The following is an 18,519-nucleotide window of genomic DNA, read 5'->3' as shown; positions in this document are numbered from 1 at the left end:
CTTTCGCTCGCCGCGGTGACGCCCCAACCGGCCAGCACCCGACCGGTGTCCAGGTGGACGGGGCTCGACGATCCGGGCGATCACCAGGTCGCGGAACGTGTCATCAGCGACTCTGCGAACCCGAGGCCCGCGTAGACCTCGGCGAGGATGTCGAACAGCACCCGCGACCCGGTCGTGATCACCTGCGGCGCACCCACCCGCCGGGTTGTGGTGCTCGGGGCGCGCCGCGGCATCTGGCCGAACAGCCCCCTCCTGCGTGGCACCGCCGGCCGCGGTGGGCGCGATCAGCTCGGCCCGCCGGGGTGACGGCGCGACGCCCAGATCCAGGCCTGCTGTGCAGCGTCGTCGATCAGCCCACGGGCCTGCTCGACCAGCAGGCCCAGCTCGGCCTCGGTGTGCGCTGACCCGACATGGGCCACGATCCGTCGATGGCCCTGCACGGACTCGGCGATCTGGACCGCGGTCGCCCCGGAGGCCGTCCGTACCCGCCTCACCCACGCCACCTGACCGAGCGTAGAGCACCGAATTAGTGCCTCACACCGCTCCCGCGCAAACACATCACCGCAGCTCAGCGCAGCACAAGCTGCGAACCAGGCTCGGGTGACCAAAGTCAGGTCCGACGACCCCGAGCAGATCCCCACCGTCCTTGACGCGCTCAAAGTCTTGATGTCGGAGCTGTCGGAGCGGGGCCGGAAGTTGCAGGCCGCCGGGAGCCGAAGCTGACCCGGGCCCTGGCTGAGGCCGATCCGACGATGCGCCCGCGGGTGGTCGTGATCGACGAGTGCCAGGAACTGTTCGTCTCCGGAGTCGGGGAGGAGGCCGCCGAGCTGGTGGAGAAGATCGTGGCCAAGGCCCGTAAGTACGGAGTCACGTTGATCTTCGCCACCCCGTCCCGTCGGCGGACAGCCTGCCGCGCAAGGTCGCGAAGGTTCTGTCGAACCGGGCGTGCTTCGCGATCGGAGACCACCAGGGCAACGACGCGATCCTGGGCACCGGCAAGCACCGCGCCGGAATCAGCGCGACCACGCTGCGCCCGATGACCGTGGACTCCGACGGCACCGTCGACATGGGTGACCTGGGCACGGCCATGACCAGCGGGTTCACCCCCGTCGACGGGCTCATGCGCTGCTTCTACGTCGCACGCGGCAACGGCGTCGACGACGTCACCCCCGTCGTCGAACGAGCCCTGGGCATCCGCGCCGACGCCGGACTGAACACCGACCCGGCCCGCACGCCGCAGCCGGTCGCGGTGCGGGACCTGCTCGACGACCTCACCCAGGTCCTCGCCTCCGCCGGGGCCAAGCGGATGCGCACCCAGGAGGCCCTCGCGCTGCTGGCCGCGGTGGACCGCGGGCACTACGGGTCCTGGACCTTCGAGCGTCTGGCCGAGGAGCTGCCCGACGGGGCCAAGCCCTACAAGACCGGCGGCACCATGCAGGTCGCCGCCGCCCGGATCGCGGAGGCCATCAACGACCGCGACACCGACATCGAGTCAGTCACCGATGGTGACGGTCTGAGGTGAGGGACCGGCCGCCGCAACCGAGGGGCCGGTGAGGGAGGCGGGGAGTTCTCCCTGACCGGTCCCCACCGGCTCCCTCCCCGCCCTGATCAGCAACAACCACCGCTGAGGGTCCCGAGGGACCCACCCCGTCCGACCAGCGAAAACAGCACCCATCCCGGGATCGAGACACCACCTCGTGCCTCCCTCCCCGGCTTCACCCATGCCGAAAACAGGAGTAGCGATGTCGACGCAGAGTGAGCACGGAGTGATGACCGAGTGGTGGGGCTGGCAGCCGACCGCGCGACTGCACGAGGGCCTGCCGACTTGGCGGTGGCGGTGCGCCCCGGCCGGGCTGGTGACCCGCCGGCAGATGCGGGCAGCCGGACGAGCCCCGGTGGGAGCGGCGCCGGTGGGGCGGATCGAGTGCCGCCGCGGGCGCCGGTGGGCGCTGCTGTGGGACCCGGCCGAGCTGGGACCTAAACGGACCCCCACACCCGCACAGCGGGCCGCACTCGCCCGGGCCCTGGCCGCCCGACGGCGTTGCCCGTCCTGCGGTCGCGACGCCGGGTACTGCATCCCCCGCTCGCTGGGCTGCTGCATCGACTGCCACGAAACCACCACCGCCACAACCACGCGCTACGACGCCGACGGAGGCATCCGATGAGGTTCCGCGCCCGCAAGACGTTCCGCCTCGGCCCCTTCCGGGCCACGGTCAACCAGTCCGACCGCTGGTCTTTCGCCATCAAGGTCGGCCCGGTCACCCACAACCTGACCCGCCGCACCACCTCGATCGACACCCCCGGCCCCGGTGGGTTCCACCACCAGCACGGCCGCCGCCGAGGCGGTGGTCAGCGGTGAGCGCCACCGACCGGGCACGGCTGGCCGGGTGGCTCGACCTCGCCGCCCGCGGCTGGGCGCTGTTCCCGGTCCTGCCCGGCCGCAAGCAGCCCGCCATCCCCGCCTGGGAGTCCCGCGCCACCACCGACGAGAGGACCATCGTGGACTACTTCCGCACCCACCCCGGCCACAACGCCGGGATCGCCTGCGGCCCGTCCGGGCTCTACGTCCTCGACTGCGACACCCCCAAGCCCGACGCACCCGACCAGGATCGCGACGGCTGGGACGTCCTGACCGGACTCGCCGACGGACGCGGTGGCCTGCCTGACACCTGGACCGTGACCACGCCGTCCGGTGGGCGGCATCTGTACTTCCGAGCCCCGGCCACCCGGCTCGGCAACACCGCCAAGAGCCTTGGACCGATGCTCGACAGTCGGGGGCACGGCGGCCAGGTCCTCGCCCCCGGCAGCCGCCTCCCGAACGGGGCCTACGAACTCGCCGACGACACCGACCCGCCGCCGTTGCCGGGGTGGTTGGTCTGGCACCTGTCGGTCCGCGGCTCTGTGGCCGTCTCAGGGCCTCGTGTGAGCCCCTGCACGGCGCCGCGCGACCACGGCGCCTACGTGGCCGCGATCGTGCGGGCCGAGTTGCAGCGCGTCGCTGAGGCCGGGCGCGGGGGTCACAACGCCGCGGTGTTCACCGCCGCCCGCGCCCTGGGCCAGCTCGTCGGCGCTCGCGTGCTCGACGAGCACCAGGCCGCCGCCGAGTTGACCGCCGCGGCCGGCCACATCGTGGACGGGCCGTGTGACTGCACGCCCAGTGACATCGCCGCCACGATCGCCTCCGGCTCGGCTACGGCGCCCGCCGACCCCGCCGTCTGCCCCCCTGTCGAGCACCACCTCCGAGGGGCGGCGGTCGGCATGAGCACCACCGCACCGCAGGGTCTTCGGGCGGTCCGGGACCTGCCCGCTGTCGCACCGGCTGTCCTGCTGGATCAGGTGACGGCATTCGTGTCGCGGTTCTCGGTGTTCCCGGACCGGCACACGGGTCCGATGCTGGCGCTCTGGTACGCCCCACACCCACGCAGCCCAGCACTTCTACACCACCCCACGACTGATCCTGGACTCCGCTGAGCCGGGGTCGGGGAAGACGCGTGTGTTGGAGGTGGCGCAGTACCTGGTGCGTCGCCCGGAGATGACGATCTCGGCCACCACCGCGGCGATCTTCCGGATGCTCGCCGACGGCCCGGTCACGCTGCTGTTCGACGAGATCGACGCCGTGTTCTCGCCCAAGGGCGGCGGGAACAACGAGGACCTGCGCGGGCTGCTCAACTCCGGCTACAAGCGCTCGGCGACCGTGTCCCGCTGCGTCGGCGACGCGTCCCGGATGAAGGTCGAACGCTTCCCAGTGTTCGCCCCGGTCGCACTCGCCGGGATCGCCGGGGCAATGCCCGCGACGATCACCACCCGCGCGATCACCGTGCACATGCGCCGCCGAGCCCCGCACGAGCGAGCCGAGGCCTTCCGAGAGCGCCGGGTCGAGGCCGAGGCTCAGCCGCTGCGTGAGCAGTTGGCCGCCTGGCTCGACAGGGTCGGGGAGGAGCACCTCGTCGGGGCCGAGCCGGTGATGCCCGAGCAGGTCACCGACCGCGCGGCCGAGGTGTGGGAACCGCTGCTGGCCATCGCCGACCTGGCCGGTGGGCACTGGCCCGATACCGCCCGCGCGGCCGCGGTGCACTTCGTCGGCCAAGCCGTCGAGACCGGGACGTCGGTCGGGACCCGGCTGCTCGCTGATCTGCGGGCCCTGTTCGTCGCGCACGAGACCGACCGGATGGCGACCAGCGACATCATCGGCCGACTCTGTGCCGACGACGAGGCCGGATGGTCCGACCTGGACGGCCGCCCGCTCGACGGCCGTCGCATGGCCCGCGAACTGGCCCGCTACGGCGTCCGGCCCGGCTCGATCCGCATCGGCGGGCACGTCGCCAAGGGATACACCATCGCCGGGGCACTGTCCGACGCATTTCGCCCGCTACCTGCCCGCCGTCACCGAGGCCGACCCGTCAGGAGCGGTTACGTCGGTTACAGCGGTTACACCGCAGGTCAGAGGCGTAACCGATCCCGACGGTGTAACCGCTACAGCGGTTACACCCCCTGTCGAGCCCTCGGCCGAGGCACCGCCGGACGGCACCGGTGTAACCGATGTAGCGGTTACACGCCAGTCGTCGGTTACTCCCCTGACCAGGCATGTAACCGCTGTAACCGATGTAACCGACTCTGACGGGGGTGCCCGATGACCGACGACCGCACCGCGCAGATCGGGCAGCTCCTCGCTCAGCTCGCCACGCTCGTGGCCGACCAGCCCACTGCCCGGGAGCCCGAGCCCGTGGTCCGCCCCACGCGGCTGCTGTTCACAGTCGAGGAGGCCGCCGAACAACTCGGCATCGGCAAGACGACCGCCTACGCCTACGTCCGGACCGGCGAACTCGAATCGGTGCTCATCGGCCGTCTGCGCCGCATCCACGCCGACGCCATCGCCGGGTTCGCCGCCCGGCTCGTCGCCCGTAACCGCGCTGCCTGAGAGGAGCGGACATGCCTCGCGAGAAGAAGACCCGCAACGCCGACGGCCGGTCGAGCATCTTCGAGGCTCGGACGGCTCGTGGCACGGCTACGTCACCGTCGGGATCAAGGACAACGGGCGGAGCGACCGGCGCCACGTCCGCGGCAAGACAAAGGCCGTGGTCACGAAGAAGGTCCGTGCCCTGGAGAAGGCCCGTGATGAGGGCGCGGTCCGGAAGGCGGGCGAGACCTGGACCGTCGAGCAGTGGCTCCGCCACTGGCTGGACACGATCATTGCCCCGCCGACGATCAGCGAGAACGCGCACGACGCCTATGAGGTCGCGGCTCGGGTCCACCTCATCCCGGGTATCGGAGCGCACCGGATCGACCGGTTGGAGCCCGAGCACCTTGAGCGGCTCTACCGCACGATGAGTATTGGCGGCGCCAAGCCGGGGCGGATCCACCAGGTCCACCGCCACGATCCGGGCCGCTCTCAACGAGGCGAAGCGGCGCAAGCACATCACCGAGAACCCGGCGTCGCTCGCACGGGCCCCGCAGCCCGATGACGAGGAAGTCGAGCCCTACGGGGTCGAGGAGATACAGCAGATTCTCACCGCGGCGAACGAGAAGCGGAACGCCGCGCGATGGGCGATCGCGCTCGCCCTCGGTCTGCGGCAAGGGGAGGTGCTCGGGTTGAAGTGGTCGGACGTCGATCTCGACGCTGGGACCCTGATCGTCGGGCGTAGCCGTCTCCGGCCGAAGTGGAACCACGGATGCGACGACACGTGCGGCCGGAAGCACCCCGGCTACTGCCCGAGCCGGGTGCCGCGCCGCCCCGAGACGTCCAAGACGAAGTCCCGGGCGGGACGGCGGGGGGTCGGGCTGCCGGACGCCCTCGTCGGACTCCTGAAGCACCATCGCGAAGCGCAGGCGAAGGAGCGCGCCGCCGCGTGCGAGATGTGGACGGAGGGCGACTACGTCTTCACCAGCCCGACGGGGCGACCGCTGAACCCGTCGACGGACTACCACCACTGGAAAGCGCTGCTCGACAGGGCGGGCGTCCCGGAACGCCGCTTGCACGACGCCCGGCACACCGCGGCGACGGTCCTGCTGCTGCTCGGTGTCCCGGAGCGGACCGTCATGTCGGTCATGGGATGGGCGAGCACGGCGATCGCGGCCCGGTATCAGCACGTGGTCGCGGCGGCCCGGCGTGACGTCGCGGTCCGCATCGGTGACTTGATCTGGAAGCCGAACGAGGGCGGGGGAGGGGAGTCCCCGGCCGCTTGACGGGCCAACTGCAACCAGGAATGCAACCAAACGCCGAACGCCGGGCCACCCATGATCGGGTGTGCCCGGCGTTCGGCCTGTTCAGGCTGGCGGAGGATACGGGATTTGAACCCGTGAGGGATTGCTCCCAACACGCTTTCCAAGTCTGATGGCAGCCGTCCAGCGTGTGTCGGTCCCGTCCTCTACATGCGTTGATTCTCGTCGCCGAGCACCCCGTAGACCTGCGCGAACCTCGGTGAATGAGACTGGAATTGAGACTGCCCTCCACGCGCCTGGCCTGCTGGTGATCTCCTCGCGGCGCGGGTTCATCCCTGCCGGGCCGAGGGGTGGGGTGCAAGGCACGGGGTTCAGCCTTGCACCCCACCCCTCGGTCTGGTTTGCCGTCTCGGCGCGCCGTGAGGAGATCACCAGCCCTGCCGCACCTCCCCTGATCTCCGAGCGGTGTCGGGTCCGGGCGGAGCCCGGCCGCCGGAGGCATCCCGGGGAGGTACGCCTGACTGCAGGTCAGCCGGACGGCTGTCCGGGCATCGACGGCGGCGTGACGACCGGCGTGGCGGTCGGCTGGGTGCAATGGCATTGACGCGGCGCTATCCGTCGCGGAAACGTGCCGTGGCGCCTCTGAGGGGTTCAAGGCGCCTCCATGACGGCTTGGGGTCGGGTAGCCGACCCCGCCGCCGCGAACGGGCCGGAGGTGTAGTGAGCGAGCGGCGGGGGCGGCGTGGCCGACCCCGCGCCGCCGGAGGCGGCGCCTTGATCCCCTAAAGGTAAATTCGGCAGTGCTGCGTATGACGAGGAGCTGCGTACGGTGCCCTGACCTGGGGCGTCGCAGTGCGTCATCAGAAGCTTGCGTCGAGGACCGAGGACCGAGGACCGAGGACCGAGAGGTAAAGGGCTCTCGAAATTCGCTCAGGGGTTACGTCTTATCTCCTGGAGCTGGTCGAGATAGGAAGCCGCCTGGGGGGCGTTACTGAAGCGATCAGCGAGGACGCAAGCGAGGTCTTGGGAGACCATCGCAAGAGAGGGGAGCGATTTCCTTTCGCCGTTGAGGGCCTGGTGCCCGAGGAGAATAGCTCCTTCAAGGTCGCCGTCTCGTGCAGCTGCGACCCCGAGAGTTACTCGGGCTTCTGCTATACGCATTGGTGCTCGCTCGGCTCCATTGAAATCAACAGCACCGCGTATCACCTCGTCCGCGAGCGCGCTCGCAAGTCTATCCTCCCCGACTTTCCGATAGCAATCCATGACGTAAAAGTCAAACTTCAGAGGGTCCACAACGAAGTGGTTGTCGATGTTCTCTGGATAGGGCAGCGATTCCAGTAGCACGCGTCCGCGCTCAAGTGCGATATCCATCTCCTTTCGATTTCCCATGCGTGCCCAAGCCTTGGCTTCTTGGGCGGCGAGCTGCACTGCGACTGAATGATTGCCCGCTGCTTCAGCTCCAGACCGCGCTGCTGCGACAACCCCTCGGTAGTCCCCGGAGGTCAGTGAGAACCAGGCTCGCATCTCGTGGGACCAGCCCAGGACACCGGCGCTCTCAACTTCCTGGCCGAGGTGGAACGCGCGCGCGGGTTGCCTCGGCCGCTCGCCGGTCGCCCATGTCGTATTCAAGGCAGCCGACGAGCAGCGCAAGCCATCCAGCTAGTTCCAGAGTCTCGCGCCTTTGGCTGAAGCTGAGTCGCTCCTCCTGCATTTCAACGATGCGGCGTAGCCATCGGCGACTTTCCATGAGGAGTTCGCCAGGACGACTGTGAGCATACTCGGAGCAGAGTCGATCGACTGTTATTCTAAGGGCGTTGATGGTCGCAGTGTTGACGGAGGACGCCTGGAGTCTTGACACGATTTCCATCGTGTCCATTCCGGTCGCGTTGATGATTGCAGTGCTGGACTCGGAGTTATTCTCGACATGAAACAGTGCAGTAGAGACGGTTTGCAATGTAGCGGCAATCAGGGGGTGTAGTGAGAGCTAGGACGGTTTTCTCCACGCTCCCAAGCCTTCCAGCGTCTGAGCAAGTGGTCAGGATCGGGTAGAGCGGAAGTGGTGTGGCGCCGCATTTGCTCAGCGGCTTCGGCTTGTGACCATTGACGGGCCTCGCGAAGGGCGCGAATACGTCGCGCCCACTCTGGAGTGTTGCTAGACACTAGTGGCCTCCTCTGGACTCGCGTATTGCGGCGTTGGCCTCGCCGCCTCGGTGGTGATGCGTTGGTGACGAGCGCTCATCACCATGTCACTGTCTTGACACCTAGCGTGACACTGCCGTGGCGGTCGGTCGTGGGAGCAAGATCGCTGCATGCTATTCACCGATCTCTTTCTTCGAGGCGATGCACTCGCTCTCGCAGGGACTCCAGGGCGTCCTGGAGCCGCTCGATGCGACCCACGAGAGCCTGAGTGGTAGACGGCTCATCGCGCCCGGGCGTAGTCGCGACGAAGACACCCACTGCTGGCGTGGCGGTGACCCAGTCGCTGTCTTCGAGCATCTTCAGTGCTTTCTGCGCCGTGCCGAGGGCAACCTCGTACTGCTTGGAGAGTGCTCGGTTACTCGGAAGCTGCTGGCCGGGGCGAAGGTGACCGGACCTGATGTCCGCCTTGATCGCCTCTGCGACTTGCTGGTAGGCGGCTCGGCCTGCGATGGCATCCACCGCTCCAGGCTACTGTGCTTCGACTCAGGGCGACATAGGTCACTCATCCGGAGGATTGAATAGCAAAATAGATCGATCTACACTGACCTTAGTCGATGATCAAGGAGGTGCCAGATGGCACGCAGCAACAGTTTCGTGGTGGCGATGGGTGACGTGTTCCCGCTGGGGGCGTTCATCGTGTCGGAGGTGGAGGCGGTGCGGGACTTCGACAAGTCCGCGCCGGGGCGTCCGGTGCAGCAAATGGACAAGGAGTCCGGGCTGCCGGGTGGTCGGTGTCGGTGCTGGATGCCGACCCGGAGCGCGGCGGAGTGAGAAGACGGTGGTGGTGAAGATCGCTGCGGCGCATCAGCCGGTGCCGCCGGAGGCTGCTGCTGGTTTGCCGTTTCGTCCGGTGGAGTTCGATGGGCTGACGGTGACTCCGTATGTGCAGGAGGCTGGTGGTCGTCCGCGTGTGGCGTACAGCTTTCGGGCGGCGGGATGCGTGCGCCGGGTCCGCAGCGTGGGCATGGCGCGAAGGGGCAGGACGCTGCGTGAGGTGAGCTGTGGAGGCTCGTGGTGGGGGAGCCCGTTGGAGGCGGGCTCCCCCACGGGGGTCTTCCGTGTTGTGTGTTGCTGCCGTGGCAGGCAGTTGATCAACCAGGAGTCAACGTGGAAGGACATCGATTCTAGATGAACACAGGATTTTCACCACCCCCGCATCTCGCGCTCGTGTGCGGAGGCCTGGGTGAGGGCGGGTGGCGCGAGGCGGCGGCGTGTCGCGGGATGGACACCGAGCTGTTCTTCCCTGCTGACACCCGTCCGGAGGCCGTTGAGCCTGCCCTGCGGGTGTGTGGGTGGGTGCCGGGTCCGTCGGGAGTGTCTCGCGGAGGCTCTGGTGGTGGAGGACCCGGTACGCCGGTTCGGTGTGGTCGGTGGCACGGCTCCGGTGGAGCGTATCGCCTGTACCGGGCCGCCCGCCGGGCTGCTGCTCCAGTGACGCAGGCGTCGGGGTGGGCGGCATGAGCCCCGACATGACCACCGATGTCGTTACCGGTGAGGGTGCGGTGTGGTGTGGGGTGTGTCTGACCCCGCTGCGCGAGGTGTCTCAGGGGGACGGGCGTCGGTGTAGCGACCATCATGACCAGCTCGCGTTGGTCCCCCTCCTTGCCGTGTGCGCTCCGCGTCGTTCCCCCGAGCAGGGTGGGGGTCTGCGATGACGACGACGGGTTCCCTGGTCCTGGCCGGGATCGTGACGCTGGTAGCCCTGGCCGGGCTGCACTGGGTGGGGCAGTTCCTCGGCCGGATCGCCGAGGGTGCGGCGACGATCGCGGTCGTGTTCGTCACCGTGTGGTTGGTGGCAAGGCCGCAGTGATCGTCAGCGTGTGGGTGGTCCGGCATTGGCGCACCACGATCACCGCTGCGGTTGCTGTGGTGTGGTGCTCGCTGCTCGGGTGGCCCTCACTCGTGATCACGATCGTCGCGGCGGCGCTCGTGCTGGGGGTGTGGCGGTGGACATCGGTGGTGTCGTTCGATCGTTATGCCGGGCGTCGTCTGCGGGGGTGGTGGCTGCGCTGGGCGCTGTATGCGCCTCGGATGCCGCGTTGGCTGCGGTCCTGTGGTCTGACGGTCCCCGACCGGGTGGGGGCACCCGTTTTTCAGGTGAATCCGTTGCGCCGTATCCCAACGATGTCGCGGACCCGGCCTGTGGCTGATCAGCTCCCCCGCATTCTGGGAGTCCGGTCGGGGCCGTCGTGGGACGAGGTCCGCCTCCGGCTGGTGCCGGGGCAGACCCCGGAGTCCTTCGACACCGCCACCCGCGCCCTGGCCGTCGCACGCAGGGTGAACCGGTGTCAGGTCCGCGAGCTCGCCCCGGATGTGGTGTCGGTCGATTTCCAGCGCCGCAACCTGCTGGCCGAGGTGGTGCGCGCCCCAGGCCTGGACACCCTCACCACTGTCGACGGGGCGGCGATTGATCTGTCGCGGGTGTGGTCGGGGCGTACCGAGTACGGCACGGACTGGCATCAGTCGTTGATCGGTCGGTCACACCCTGGTCGCGGGGGCGACTGGGGCGGGGAAGGGGTCGTTGATGTGGGCGCCGTTGTGTGCGATCGCCCCCGCGATCGGTGACGGTCTGGTCCGGGTCAACGGGATCGACCCGAAAGGCATGGAGCTGGCCTACGGGCGGGGAGTGTTCCACCGCTACGCCGTCACCAGCAAAGACGCCCTCGCCCTGCTCGATGATCTTGTCGAGAGCATGGAGGCCCGTAAACGCGAGTACGCCGGGGCGACCCGCCTGGTCCCCGTCACCCGGGACACCCCGTTGGAGATCGTGGAGTTCGACGAGATCGGTGCGCTGCTGCGTTACGGCGGGGACCGCAAGACCCGCGAGGCGATCACCGACCGCGTCGCCCTGCTCACCACCCCAGGGCCGCGCGTTGGGCTACACCGTGCGCGGCTATGTGCAGGAACCGACCAAGGACACCGTCCCCGGTCCGGGAGCTGTTCCCCCGCCGCATCTGCCTGCGCGTCGCGTCGAAGTCCCATGTGTCGATGGTCCTCGGCGATCACGCCTACGACCGGGGTGCGTGGGCGAACCGGATCGGTGAAGACGAGGCAGGAGTCGGTTACCTGTTCGGCGACGGTATCCGTGAACCCCTGCGCATCCGGGCCGGGTGGGTGTCTGACGGCGCAGTGAAAGACCTGGAGGCCTTCGTCACCCGCACCACCCCGAGCGCTGTGGTAGCGCCGGTGCTGGCTCTCCCCGCCCCGCCCGAGCCCCACCGCGAGATCGGAGAAGCCGCATGACCACCACCGACCCCAACATCGACAACACCGGCAATGCTGCCAGCGCGGTGGGGCGGGAGCCGGTCGATCAGGACGCGCTCACCCGAGCGCAGAAGGCGATGCTCGCCCTCTCCTCCGAGGTCGCGGTCCAGCTCGCCGAGGACCACGGCGTCTGTGTGCGCCCCCTGGCGATGCGCCGCATCGACCAATCCACCGGCCGGGTCGATGTCGTGCCGGTGCCGTGTGGGTCGACGAGGGAAGACCAGTGCCGCCCCTGCTCAGACAAGGCCCGACGGCTGCGGATGACCCAGTGCCGCGAAGGCTGGCACCTGGAGAACGAACCCGCCGTCACACCTGCCGACCCGACGACCGCGCAGAAAGAGTTGATGGCCGCCCGCGCGGACTTCCACACCGCCTACACCGACTGTCTCGCCGCCGGAGACAACGCCGAGTGCGACGAGATACGCGAGATCGTCGACGACATCGACACCGAACTCCGCGCCCTCGGAGTCCGCGGACCCCTCGCCCCGCTCGACCCCCGCCCGAAGGCCATCCGACGCACCACCCGGCGCCGTCAGGACGCCCCGAACCTGCCCCGGCGTCCCGTGGCCGACCGCACGATCGGACGCGTCTTCGGCGGGAAATACCGGCCCTCGACCTTCCTCACCCTGACCCTGGACACCTACGGCCGCGTCGACAACCACGGCGCAGCACTCGACCCCGATACCTACGACTACCGACGCGCCGCCCGCGATGCGATCCACTTCCCGAAGCTGCTCGACAGGTTCTGGCAGAACACGCGGCGCTGTGTCGGCTGGGACGTGCAGTACTTCGGCACCGTCGAACCACAGAAACGCGGCGCCCCGCACTTCCACACCGCCATCCGCGGCACCATCCCCCGCACCGAGCTGCGCGCGATCACCGCCGCCACCTACCACCAAGTCTGGTGGCCCGCCCACGACGACATCGTCTACACCGGGGACAAGCTCCCCCGCTGGGACCACCGGCAGAAAGCCTTCGTCGACCCCGACACCCACACACCGCTCCCGACCTGGGATGAGGCCACCGACCCCGAGGTCCTGACCACGCCGGCCCACACCGTGGTCTTCGGCCCGCAAGTGCATGTGAAAGGCATCCTCGGCGGCACCGAAGAAGCCGGACGCCATATCGGCTACCTCACCAAATACCTGACCAAGAGTGTCGGCCACGCCGCTGGCCTCGACGACACGGCCACCGCCCGCCAGCGTGAGCACGCCCGACGCCTCACCGCCGAGTTGGCGATCACACCGTGTTCGCCGCGCTGCCCGATCTGGCTGCTCTACGGCATTGCGCCCAAGGGTGCCCGCCCGGAGATGACACCCGGTCACTGCACCGGCACAGCGCACAAGCCCGAACACCTCGGCATCGCCGGACGCCGCGTCCTGGTCTCCCGCAAATGGTCCAACAAGACCCTCTCCGATCACCGCGCCGACCGGAGCGCGTTCGTTCGGCAACTCCTCAACCGGGCCGGAGTGACACCCGCCTACCCGGTCGATGACGGGCCCTTCGACTGGGAACCCGTGCAACCCGGCGACAGCGACGTCCCACCCCGCCCGGTGTTGTTGCTCCACGCGATCCACCAACGCCAACGATGGCGCGCCGACTACGACGCCGCCCTCCTCGCCACCACCGGCTCACCACCGGACGACCGTTCGGCAACCGAAGGAGTAGCAGCATGATGAAGATCAGCGAGGCCCGGATTGTGCTGACTGTCGAGGAGGCTGCCGAGCTGCTGGGTATTGGTCGGACGCTCATGTATGCCCTGGTGGCCGCCGGGGAGGTGGAGTCGGTCCGGATCGGGCGGCTCCGGCGCATTCCGCGTGACGCCCTGGTCGTCTACGTCGAGAGCTTGCGGGGGAGCGCGGCGTGACCGAGGAGAAGAAGCGCTCCCGACAGCCGAACGGCACGTCGAGCGTCTACGAGGGCAAGGACGGCTACTGGCACGGCCGGGTCACCGTCGGGGTTCGCGACGATGGCAAGCCGGACCGTCGCCACGTCATGCGGAAGTCCAAGGCGGACGCCATCCGCGCGGTCCGCAAGTTCGAACGCGACCGTGATTCGGCAACCGTCCAGGCGCCCGGCCGGGTCGGCTCCGTGGGGGAGTGGTTGGAGCACTGGGTGGAGAACATCGCCGCCGCCGTGGTCCGGGAGAACACACTCGCCGGGTATCGGGTCGCGGTCCGGACACACCTTGTCCCCGGGATCGGTGCCCACCGGCTCGACCGGCTGCAACCTGAGCACCTGGAGAAGCTGTACGCGCGGATGATCCGCAACGGCAGCTCGCCCGGCACCGCGCACCAGGTGCACCGCACGCTCCGGACCGCGCTCGGGGAGGCCGAACGGCGCGGACGGATCACCAGGAACCCGGCCGCGCTAGCGAAGGCGCCTCGGGTCAGCGAGACGGAGGTGGAGCCCTACTCGGTCGACGAGGTCCGACGACTGCTCACCACCGCCGCCAAGGGGCGGAACCACGCCCGCTGGGCCATCGCCCTCGCGCTCGGGCTCCGTCAGGGTGAGGTCCTGGGGCTGCGCTGGACCGACGTCGACCTGGACACCGGGACGCTCCTCGTCCGCCGGGGGCGACTGCGTCCCCGCTACCGGCACGGCTGTGGCGGCTCGTGCGGGAGGAAGGCTGGCTACTGCCCGAACCGGGTCGCGGACCGGCCGGAGACCGACGAGACGAAGTCGCGTGCCGGACGCCGCGCCATCGGCCTCCCCGACGAGCTGGTCGCGCTCCTGAAGTCCCACCGCGAGGAGCAGGACCGCGAGCGAGACACGGCCGCGCAGCTCTGGCGGGACTCCGGATATGTCTTCACCGACGAGCGCGGCGAACCGCTCAACCCGAACACCGACTATCACCACTGGAAGAAGCTCCTGGGGGCTGCCGGGGTCCGTGACGGTCGCCTGCATGACGCCCGCCACACAGCCGCGACGGTGCTGCTGATCCTCGGCGTCCCGGAGCGCGCTGTCATGGGCTTGATGGGCTGGTCGACGACCGCGATGGCGGCCCGCTACCAGCACATCACCGGGGCCGTCCGCAGCGATGTCGCCCATCGTGTGGGCGGTCTGATCTGGGGTCGGCCGGACGCCAAGTGAGACTGGAACTGAGACTGAACGACAACGCCGCGCCGTCCCTGTCGGGTCCGGCGCGGCGTTTCTGCTGGTATCAGCGGCGGAGGATACGGGATTTGAACCCGTGAGGGATTGCTCCCAACACGCTTTCCAAGCGTGCGCCCTAGGCCACTAGGCGAATCCTCCGCGAAGAAGGTTACGCGACGCCCTCGGCGATCCGACGCGGCCCCCTCGCCGCCCGACGGCGCCGTCCGTGGCACACTGTCCGCGGACCCCGTGCGGCGTCCATCCTGTGAACTCCCCCAGGGCCGGAAGGCAGCAAGGGTCAACAGGCTCTGGCGGGTGCGCGGGGTCCCCTTCTGTCTCCGAGCGGGTCCCCGAAGTGTCGGACCCCCTGGGTAGCCTTCCCCTCGTGGCTCTGGCTCTGTACCGCAAGTACCGCCCGGCCAAGCTGGCCGACGTCGTGGGGCAGGAGCACGTCACCGAGCCCCTGGCCACCGCCCTCACCGCGGGGCGGATCAACCACGCGTACCTGTTCTCGGGGCCGCGGGGCTGTGGCAAGACGTCCTCGGCGCGCATCCTGGCGCGGTCGCTGAACTGCGAGCAGGGGCCGACCCCGGACCCGTGCGGCGTCTGCAACTCGTGCATCGCGCTCGCCCCCGAGGGGTCGGGCAGCATCGACGTCGTCGAGCTCGACGCGGCGTCCCACGGTGGTGTCGAGGACGCGCGCGAGCTGCGTGACCGGGCGTTCTACGCGCCCGCCGAGTCGCGCTACCGCGTGTTCGTCGTCGACGAGGCGCACATGGTCACCACCCAGGGCTTCAACGCGCTGCTCAAGATCGTCGAGGAGCCCCCGGAGCACCTGGTCTTCGTGTTCGCGACGACGGAGCCGGAGAAGGTGCTCCCGACGATCCGGTCGCGGACCCACCACTACCCGTTCCGGCTGATCCCGCCCGGGACGATGCGCTCGCTGCTGGAGAAGATCTGCGGCGAGGAGCAGGTGACCGTCGCGCCGCCGGTGTTCCCACTGGTCATCCGGGCCGGGGGTGGTTCGGCCCGGGACACGCTGTCGGTGCTGGACCAGCTGCTCGCCGGTGCCGGGCCGCAGGGCGTCACCTACGAGCGCGCGGTCGCGCTGCTCGGGGTGACCGACTCCGGCCTGATCGACGACACCGTCGACGCGCTCGCCGCGGCCGACGGGGCCGCCGTCTACGGCGCGGTCGACCGGCTCGTCGAGGCCGGGCACGACCCGCGGCGTTTCGCCTCGGACCTGCTGCAGCGCTTCCGTGACCTGATGCTCGTGCAGGCCGTGCCGGACGCCGCGGAGCAGGGCCTGGTCGACGGCGCCGAGGACGAGCTGGCCCGGATGGCGGACCAGGCCGCCCGGCTCGGTCCGGCGACCCTCACCCGCTACGGCGAGATCCTGCACCAGGGCCTGATCGAGATGCGCGGGGCCACCGCGCCGCGGCTGCTGCTGGAACTGCTGGTCGCCCGGATGCTGCTCCCCGCGGCCACGACCTCCGACGGCGGCCTGCTCGAACGCCTGGAGCGCATCGAGCGGCGCAACGCGATCGCCCCCGACCCCGCCGGCCCGTCCGACGACGGCGCCGCCAAGCGGTTCGTGCGGCCCAGCGAGCGCCCGCCGGCGCCCACCTCCGACGGCGCCGCCCCGGGTGCGGGCGGCGGCGCGCCGGCGCGTTCCGCGGAACGCGACGCCGGGGCCCCGGCCGCCGTGCCCGCCCCGGCGCCGGCGCGACCGGACGAGCCGGCACCGCGGCCCGCGGTGACCAGGGCTGCGGACGTGTCGCGTTCCGCGGAACGCGACGACGAGGACGGCTCCGCGGCCACGCCGGCCGCCGGTCCGGCCGCACCGGCACGCTCCGGCGACCGGGCCGAGGCCGACCCGCGTTCCGCGGAACGCGCTCCGGCCTCCGTCCCCGATGCCTCTGTGCCTGATGTCCCTGTGCCCGACGACTCCGTCCCCGACGCGTCCGTCCCGCCGTGTCGGCGCCTGCCGAGTCGGACCCTGTCGCCCCCGGGGCGGGCGACGGCCCGGTCCCGGCGGACGGCCCCGCAGCGGACGCTCCCGCCACCGGTACCGGGCACACGGACGGCGAGCCCACCCGGCAGGCCGACGGCCCCGGTGACGGCGCCCGGCGGGCGGACGATCCCGGCCCGGGCCGAGCCGGTGCCGAAGACACCGAGGAACCGGCAGCGCAGGCGGCTCCGTCCCGGAGCCCCGCTCCGCCCCGCGACGGCGCGCCCCCCGACGCCGTGCCGCCGGAGTCGGCGCAGCCGGTGTCGTCGACGTCGTCGCTGGACGCGACCGCGGTCCGCCGGGTCTGGCCGGAGATCCTCGCCGCCGTCCGTCAGCGCAGCCGCAGCACGGAGGCACTGCTGGTCAACGCCACCGTCCGGGCGGTCGACGGTGACACCCTGGTCCTCGCGATCGGCGCTCCGCCGCTGGCCCGGCGACTGTCCGAGGCACGCAACACCGACGTGATCGCCGACGCCCTACGCGCCGTCCTCGGGGTCCAGTGGCGGGTCCACTGCGACACCGGGGAGGCCGCGACCGCGCGTCGCGCCGCCGCACCGGACCGCGCCCAGCGGGCGGTGCCGCAGCGTCCCTCGCAGCGCGACGCCCCGCAGCGTGAGCAGGGCGGGCGCCCCGCTCGCCGACCCGCAGGGGACTCCGACGTCCCGCTGCCGCCGGAACCGCCGCCGGAGGATGCACCGCCGGACCCTCGTGATGCCGGACCGCAGGGGGGCGACGGTCCGGGCGCACGACCGGCCCCGGTGCGGAACCAGGCCGCCGAGGAGGAGGACATGCTCGCCGAGGCCGCGGCCGAGGCGGCGTCGCCGGGCGCCCGTCGCGACCCCGAGGCCGCCGCGCTGGAGATCCTCACCTCGCACCTGGGAGCACGCAAACTCGACCCACGCTGACCCCGGCCCGGACGGAGCGCGGTCAGCGGCGCAGCTGTGCCAGCACCGCCTCGGCCACCGCCGCCGCGATCCGGTCCCGCCCGGCCGGGTCGGTCAGCACGGCGGCGTCGCCGGCGTTGCGCATGTTGCCCGCCTCCACCAGCGCCGTCGGGACGGTCGAGGAGTTCAGACCGGCCAGGTCCGGGCGGCCGTCGAGCCCGTCGCGGCCGATGTAGCCGGCCGGGGCGAACCCGGCCGAGCGCAGCGCGTCCCGCAGCCCGGTGGCCAGGCGCAGCGACGCCGGTCCCGTCCCGTGCACGGCGGGCTCGGCGTAGGCGACGTGGAACCCGCGGGCCGAGGCCGCCGCGCCGTCCGCGTGCAGCGACACGGCCAGCGCCGCGCCGGCCCGGCCGCCCGCCGCCCCGCGGGCGTCGACACACGGGCCGACGCCGACATCGTCGGAACGGGTGAGGACCACCCGCACACCGGCGGCCTCCAGCCGGGACCGCACGCGCCCGGCCAGGCCCCAGGTGAAGGCGTGCTCGGCGTAGCCGGCATTCGTGGAGGTGCCGGTCGTGTTGCACGGTTTGGTCCCGCCGCGCCCGTCGGGGACCGGCCGGTTCACCGCGGCCTTGTTCGCGGCGTTGCCGCCGTTGTGACCGGGGTCGAGCAGCACGACCGGGCGCGGGACCGGTGCCGGCGTGGTGGGCAGCGGTGCCGGCGTGGTCGGCAGCGAACGGGTCGTCGCGGCCGGTCGCGGGGCCGCGTCGACGGGAGGCGGGACCGGCGCCGGCGCACCGCAGCCGGCGCACACCAACGCGACGACGAGCGGGAGGACGGCCGTGGCGGAACGGATCAGGGCGCGCACGGTCGGTCAGCCTGACACGTCTACCCTGGAGAACGACA

Annotated in this window: 19 protein-coding genes, 1 tRNA gene, 1 other RNA gene and 3 pseudogenes; 18 read left to right on the top strand and 6 right to left on the bottom strand. The window is 70.6% G+C overall.

The window, feature by feature from the left end; genetic code table 11:
• Window positions 1–80 precede the first annotated feature (80 nt).
• Window positions 81–263 (bottom strand): hypothetical protein, encoded by a 183-nt coding sequence (locus KPL57_RS20810; protein ID WP_226352848.1) that lies wholly within the window; start codon window positions 261–263, stop codon window positions 81–83.
• Window positions 264–284: 21 nt separating this feature from the next.
• Window positions 285–503: a hypothetical protein gene (locus KPL57_RS20805; RefSeq protein ID WP_226352847.1), complete on the bottom strand. Its 219-nt coding sequence runs from the start codon at window positions 501–503 to the stop codon at window positions 285–287.
• A 249-nt stretch (window positions 504–752) separates the two neighbouring features.
• Between KPL57_RS20805 and KPL57_RS72455 the strand changes: the two genes are divergently transcribed.
• The 9 genes from KPL57_RS72455 to KPL57_RS20760 all read left to right on the top strand — a co-directional run bounded on the left by KPL57_RS72455 (window position 753) and on the right by KPL57_RS20760 (window position 6,183).
• Window positions 753–1,040, top strand: a complete 288-nt coding sequence (locus tag KPL57_RS72455) for a zonular occludens toxin domain-containing protein (protein ID WP_226352846.1) — start codon at window positions 753–755, stop codon at window positions 1,038–1,040.
• Window positions 1,037–1,522 (top strand): hypothetical protein, encoded by a 486-nt coding sequence (locus KPL57_RS20795; protein WP_226352845.1) that lies wholly within the window; start codon window positions 1,037–1,039, stop codon window positions 1,520–1,522. The genes KPL57_RS72455 and KPL57_RS20795 overlap by 4 nt, the downstream gene beginning before the upstream one ends.
• A gap of 220 nt (window positions 1,523–1,742) precedes the next feature.
• Window positions 1,743–2,165, top strand: coding sequence for an RRQRL motif-containing zinc-binding protein (locus KPL57_RS20790; RefSeq protein WP_226352844.1), 423 nt, complete (start codon window positions 1,743–1,745; stop codon window positions 2,163–2,165).
• Window positions 2,162–2,359 carry a DUF4236 domain-containing protein gene (locus KPL57_RS20785; RefSeq protein WP_226352843.1) on the top strand — a complete coding sequence of 66 codons (198 nt, stop codon included), beginning with the start codon at window positions 2,162–2,164 and terminating at the stop codon, window positions 2,357–2,359. The genes KPL57_RS20790 and KPL57_RS20785 overlap by 4 nt, the downstream gene beginning before the upstream one ends.
• Window positions 2,356–3,471 carry a bifunctional DNA primase/polymerase gene (locus tag KPL57_RS69990; RefSeq protein WP_308252954.1) on the top strand — a complete coding sequence of 372 codons (1,116 nt, stop codon included), beginning with the start codon at window positions 2,356–2,358 and terminating at the stop codon, window positions 3,469–3,471. The genes KPL57_RS20785 and KPL57_RS69990 overlap by 4 nt, the downstream gene beginning before the upstream one ends.
• Before the next feature lie 22 nt (window positions 3,472–3,493).
• On the top strand, window positions 3,494–4,618 hold the full coding sequence (locus KPL57_RS20775) for a DUF3631 domain-containing protein (protein ID WP_308252953.1): 1,125 nt from the start codon (window positions 3,494–3,496) through the stop codon (window positions 4,616–4,618).
• Between the two features lie 12 nt (window positions 4,619–4,630).
• Complete coding sequence (locus tag KPL57_RS20770) at window positions 4,631–4,918, top strand: helix-turn-helix domain-containing protein (RefSeq protein WP_226352842.1); 288 nt, start codon at window positions 4,631–4,633, stop codon at window positions 4,916–4,918.
• 157 nt (window positions 4,919–5,075) lie between these two features.
• The gene (locus KPL57_RS69985; RefSeq protein ID WP_226352841.1) at window positions 5,076–5,462 is read left to right on the top strand and encodes a hypothetical protein; all 387 of its coding nucleotides are present in this window, start codon (window positions 5,076–5,078) and stop codon (window positions 5,460–5,462) included.
• A complete protein-coding gene (locus KPL57_RS20760; RefSeq protein WP_226352851.1) occupies window positions 5,377–6,183 on the top strand; it encodes a site-specific integrase in 807 nt (268 codons plus the stop codon). Before KPL57_RS69985 ends, KPL57_RS20760 begins: the two co-directional genes overlap by 86 nt.
• 906 nt (window positions 6,184–7,089) lie before the next feature.
• On the opposite strand, the gene KPL57_RS20755 is transcribed toward KPL57_RS20760, so the two are convergent.
• Complete coding sequence (locus tag KPL57_RS20755) at window positions 7,090–7,587, bottom strand: hypothetical protein (RefSeq protein WP_226352840.1); 498 nt, start codon at window positions 7,585–7,587, stop codon at window positions 7,090–7,092.
• An 888-nt stretch (window positions 7,588–8,475) separates the two neighbouring features.
• On the bottom strand, window positions 8,476–8,817 hold the full coding sequence (locus KPL57_RS20750; protein WP_226352839.1) for a GntR family transcriptional regulator: 342 nt from the start codon (window positions 8,815–8,817) through the stop codon (window positions 8,476–8,478).
• Between the two features lie 114 nt (window positions 8,818–8,931).
• On the opposite strand from KPL57_RS20750, the gene KPL57_RS20745 reads away from it, so the two are divergent.
• The 6 genes and pseudogenes from KPL57_RS20745 (at window position 8,932) to KPL57_RS20725 (ending at window position 14,715) form a co-directional block, all read left to right on the top strand.
• Window positions 8,932–9,129 carry a hypothetical protein gene (locus KPL57_RS20745; RefSeq protein ID WP_226352838.1) on the top strand — a complete coding sequence of 66 codons (198 nt, stop codon included), beginning with the start codon at window positions 8,932–8,934 and terminating at the stop codon, window positions 9,127–9,129.
• A gap of 357 nt (window positions 9,130–9,486) precedes the next feature.
• A pseudogene (locus KPL57_RS72450) lies at window positions 9,487–9,639 on the top strand (hypothetical protein); the annotation flags it as partial.
• Window positions 9,640–10,009: 370 nt separating this feature from the next.
• Window positions 10,010–11,601: pseudogene (locus KPL57_RS20740) on the top strand (FtsK/SpoIIIE domain-containing protein).
• Between the two features lie 98 nt (window positions 11,602–11,699).
• On the top strand, window positions 11,700–13,298 hold the full coding sequence (locus tag KPL57_RS20735; protein WP_226352850.1) for a helitron helicase-like domain-containing protein: 1,599 nt from the start codon (window positions 11,700–11,702) through the stop codon (window positions 13,296–13,298).
• Window positions 13,295–13,489, top strand: coding sequence for an excisionase family DNA-binding protein (locus KPL57_RS20730; protein ID WP_226352837.1), 195 nt, complete (start codon window positions 13,295–13,297; stop codon window positions 13,487–13,489). The genes KPL57_RS20735 and KPL57_RS20730 overlap by 4 nt, the downstream gene beginning before the upstream one ends.
• Window positions 13,486–14,715 (top strand): site-specific integrase, encoded by a 1,230-nt coding sequence (locus KPL57_RS20725; RefSeq protein WP_226352836.1) that lies wholly within the window; start codon window positions 13,486–13,488, stop codon window positions 14,713–14,715. The genes KPL57_RS20730 and KPL57_RS20725 overlap by 4 nt, the downstream gene beginning before the upstream one ends.
• A gap of 77 nt (window positions 14,716–14,792) precedes the next feature.
• On the opposite strand, the gene KPL57_RS20720 is transcribed toward KPL57_RS20725, so the two are convergent.
• Window positions 14,793–14,877 (bottom strand) — tRNA-Ser (locus tag KPL57_RS20720).
• Between the two features lie 80 nt (window positions 14,878–14,957).
• Between KPL57_RS20720 and ffs the strand changes: the two genes are divergently transcribed.
• The 3 genes and pseudogenes from ffs to KPL57_RS72445 all read left to right on the top strand — a co-directional run bounded on the left by ffs (window position 14,958) and on the right by KPL57_RS72445 (window position 17,634).
• Window positions 14,958–15,052: signal recognition particle sRNA small type (gene ffs / locus KPL57_RS20715), an RNA gene on the top strand.
• A 51-nt stretch (window positions 15,053–15,103) separates the two neighbouring features.
• Window positions 15,104–16,639: pseudogene (locus KPL57_RS20710) on the top strand (DNA polymerase III subunit gamma and tau); the annotation flags it as partial.
• 53 nt (window positions 16,640–16,692) lie between these two features.
• Window positions 16,693–17,634, top strand: a complete 942-nt coding sequence (locus tag KPL57_RS72445) for a hypothetical protein (protein WP_374203760.1) — start codon at window positions 16,693–16,695, stop codon at window positions 17,632–17,634.
• 22 nt (window positions 17,635–17,656) lie between these two features.
• On the opposite strand, the gene KPL57_RS20700 is transcribed toward KPL57_RS72445, so the two are convergent.
• Entirely contained in the window at window positions 17,657–18,481 is an 825-nt protein-coding gene (locus KPL57_RS20700; RefSeq protein ID WP_226352833.1) for an N-acetylmuramoyl-L-alanine amidase, read from the bottom strand.
• Window positions 18,482–18,519: the final 38 nt, after the last annotated feature.

Source organism: Pseudonocardia sp. ICBG601 (genome assembly GCF_020496245.1).
The sequence above is the reverse complement of the archived record's forward strand: the minus strand, read 5'-3'. Positions and strand labels throughout refer to the sequence as shown.

Coding starts and splice junctions, on each gene's coding strand:
- KPL57_RS20735 (WP_226352850.1), top strand. CDS start 11,700: ATGCTCGCCCTCTCCTCCGAGGTCGCGGTCCAGCTCGCCGAGGACCAC.
- KPL57_RS20770 (WP_226352842.1), top strand. CDS start 4,631: ATGACCGACGACCGCACCGCGCAGATCGGGCAGCTCCTCGCTCAGCTC.
- KPL57_RS20785 (WP_226352843.1), top strand. CDS start 2,162: ATGAGGTTCCGCGCCCGCAAGACGTTCCGCCTCGGCCCCTTCCGGGCC.
- KPL57_RS20745 (WP_226352838.1), top strand. CDS start 8,932: ATGGCACGCAGCAACAGTTTCGTGGTGGCGATGGGTGACGTGTTCCCG.
- KPL57_RS72455 (WP_226352846.1), top strand. CDS start 753: ATGCGCCCGCGGGTGGTCGTGATCGACGAGTGCCAGGAACTGTTCGTC.
- KPL57_RS20790 (WP_226352844.1), top strand. CDS start 1,743: ATGTCGACGCAGAGTGAGCACGGAGTGATGACCGAGTGGTGGGGCTGG.
- KPL57_RS20795 (WP_226352845.1), top strand. CDS start 1,037: ATGACCGTGGACTCCGACGGCACCGTCGACATGGGTGACCTGGGCACG.
- KPL57_RS20730 (WP_226352837.1), top strand. CDS start 13,295: ATGATGAAGATCAGCGAGGCCCGGATTGTGCTGACTGTCGAGGAGGCT.